The sequence below is a fragment of the Mesobacillus sp. genome (assembly GCF_049588175.1).
GTDB lineage: Bacteria > Bacillota > Bacilli > Bacillales > Cytobacillaceae > Mesobacillus.
The window spans coordinates 1-2,961 of the sequence record NZ_JBAVFI010000697.1 but is presented as its reverse complement, the minus strand read 5'-3'; the positions used below and the strand labels follow the sequence as shown (position 1 = coordinate 2,961).

The 2,961-nt window shown below is 44.7% G+C and carries 2 protein-coding genes; both read right to left on the bottom strand.

All coding sequences use genetic code 11. The features are described from left to right. On the bottom strand, positions 1–1,536 hold a 1,536-nt coding region (gene mutL, locus WB217_RS16945; protein ID WP_423994456.1), incomplete at its 3' end, for a DNA mismatch repair endonuclease MutL. A 30-nt stretch (positions 1,537–1,566) separates the two neighbouring features. Then, positions 1,567–2,961: DNA mismatch repair protein MutS (gene mutS / locus WB217_RS16940; protein ID WP_423994455.1), on the bottom strand; the 1,395-nt coding region annotated here is incomplete at its 5' end.

Here is a 2,961-nt window from a genome sequence, read left to right as displayed (position 1 = left end):
GCCTACCTTATCCCTGAAGTATTCATACTTAATCCGCTCCTGGGCAGCATGCTGGTCAATAATATAAAGGCCACGTTCATTTTGTGCGAGGATGTATGTGCCATGCATCTGGCCAATTGGATAGAGCGGCGGGACTCGGGAAGGATTGCTTTGGGCCTTTGTAATGTCAGACTCATGCAATTGGATCTCCAAACCCTGCACTGCAACATGAGGATCGTTTATCACTGTTTCCCCTACACGTGCCTCTTGCTCCTTCACATTTCCTCGAATGCTCTGTTCACTTTCATTTGTTTCCGGCCTTATTAAAGTTTCTGCAGCTGTAAAAGCATTCCGCCAGTCTGGAGCTTCAGTTTTAGTGAAATCCTTCTGTTCAGAAGCAGAGTAACGCTGGCTTAATTCAGATGCTTTTGCGTCGATGGGATGCCCGTTGTCAATAATACCATTTGAATGGATACTAGATGTGCTTTTTTCAGGCAAATGATCAAGATTCATGAAAGTCTGTTCCGACTTTGGCTTTTCAGCTTTTTGTGAAATGAGCCCCGCAGGTATCAATTCCTTCGTTCCAAATGCATTTTTAATCACGCTGGACACGAGTTCATTCAGTTCCTGCTCCTTGCTTAATCGCACTTCCATTTTAGAAGGATGAACATTTACATCTATTAAAAGTGGATCCATTTCGATGTTCAACAGGACCACAGGAAATCTTCCAATCGGAAGCAGTGTATGGTACCCTTCCTGAATGGCTTTCACCAATGCGTAGTTTTTAATAAAACGGCCATTGATCATCGTTGAAATATAATTCCTTGATGCCCTTGTTATTTCAGGCATGGAAATATATCCGCTGATTTTATAATCCAGTGACTCGCCAAATATTGGCACCATTGCTTTTACCATATTGATTCCATAGATTGCAGCCAGAACCTGACGGACATCGCCATTTCCTGCCGTCTTCAATAACTGGCGGCCATTATGGACGAGCCGGAAGCTGATATCCGGATTAGCAAGCGCAAGCCGGTTTACGACATCTGTGACATTCCCTAGCTCCGTGTGAATCGTCTTCATATATTTCAAGCGGGCAGGTGTGTTGAAAAATAAGTCAGTGATCGTGATATCGGTTCCTTTACGGCTGTCAGCCTTTTCAATTCCCTCTAGTTTGCCGCCTTCGATCAATATCTTGTTTCCTTCGATACCTGTTGAAGTTTTCATTTCCAATCTTGAAACTGATGCTATACTCGGCAGAGCCTCTCCTCTGAACCCAAGCGTCCTGATTCGGAACAAGTCGTTCTCATTCTTGATTTTGCTGGTCGCATGGCGCTGGAAGGCGGTAAGTACATCATCTTCTTCAATGCCATCACCATTATCGGTAATCCTGATCCTCGCAAGCCCAGCTTCTTCAAGATCGACTTCGATTATAGTACTGCCGGCATCGATCGAGTTCTCGAGCAACTCCTTCACGACAGAAGCTGGACGCTCGACTACCTCTCCGGCTGCAATTTTATTAGATAAAGCATCATCGAGTTGAATGATTTTCCCCATTTTTTCACCCACAGCATTCGCTTTGATGCATTAATTACGCAGCTTTTTCTGCAATTCGTAAAGTACATTAATCGCCTGAAGCGGCGTCATATCAAGTATTTCAATCCCGCTTAATTTATCAAGTACTTGCTTTTCCTTTTTGCTAATTGAACTTTCTTTTTTAGGCGCTGGATCCTCATCAAAGAATGATAGCTGTGCAGCGGCAGCTGTTTCAGCGACCTGAAGCCTGTGTTGTTTTTGCAGCTCCTCAGGATGAACAGCGGTTGGCACAGGATCTGCACTTCTTTGTCCATGTAGTTCGTTGGAAATCTGAGCATCTGTCTGCTCAAGGATCGCTAGAATTTCTGCGGCACGCTCGATAAGCTCTGCTGGCAGTTCAGCAAGCTGGGCAACATGTATACCATAGCTCTTATCTGCTGCCCCTTCTCTGATCTTATGAAGGAAAACGACCTTCCCATTTTGTTCAACCGCGCTGACATGGACGTTCTTCAATTTCATCAGTTCATCTTCTAGAGTTGTCAGTTCATGATAATGAGTTGAAAATAGCGTTTTAGCGCCAATTTTATCGTGAATATATTCAATCATCGCCTGGGCAAGTGCCATTCCGTCATACGTGGATGTTCCTCGGCCGATTTCATCAAATAGGATCAAACTGTTATCAGTAGCGTTCGTAATCGCGTTCTTCGCTTCAAGCATCTCGACCATGAATGTACTCTGACCTGATACCAGGTCATCTGCCGCACCAATCCTCGTGAATACCTGGTCAAAGATTGGCATAACTGCGTCAGATGCAGGAACGAAGCAGCCTATTTGCGCCATGATGGCTGTCAGCGCAATTTGGCGCATATACGTACTTTTACCAGACATATTAGGCCCGGTTATTAGGAGTACTTCCCGTTCACCATTCATAAAGCAGTCATTGGGCACATATTCCTGCGCATCCATAACCTTTTCGACAACTGGATGGCGGCCATCCTTGAGAACAATTTTCTTGTCATCAGAAAACGATGGCCTTACATATCGGCGCTGTTCGCTAAGCTCGGCAAATCCAAGCAATACATCAAGCTCACTGAGCGCCTTCGCAAGTCCTTGCAATCTAGGGATATACTCTTTGATTGATTCACGAATGCCGACAAATAACTGGTACTCAAGCTCAATACTTTTTTCCTCCGCTGCAAGAATCAATTCTTCCTTTTCTTTCAGTTCAGGTGTGATAAATCGCTCGGCATTTGAAAGCGTCTGTTTGCGTTCATACTGGCCTTCTTGAAGCAAATGAAGGTTCGCGCGTGTCACCTCAATATAGTAACCAAAAATACGGTTGTAGCCGACCTTCAGAGATTTTATGCCCGTTTTCTCACGCTCCTGGCGCTCCAGCATCGCAATCCATGTTTTTCCGTTTCTGCTTGCATCACGGTATTGATCGAG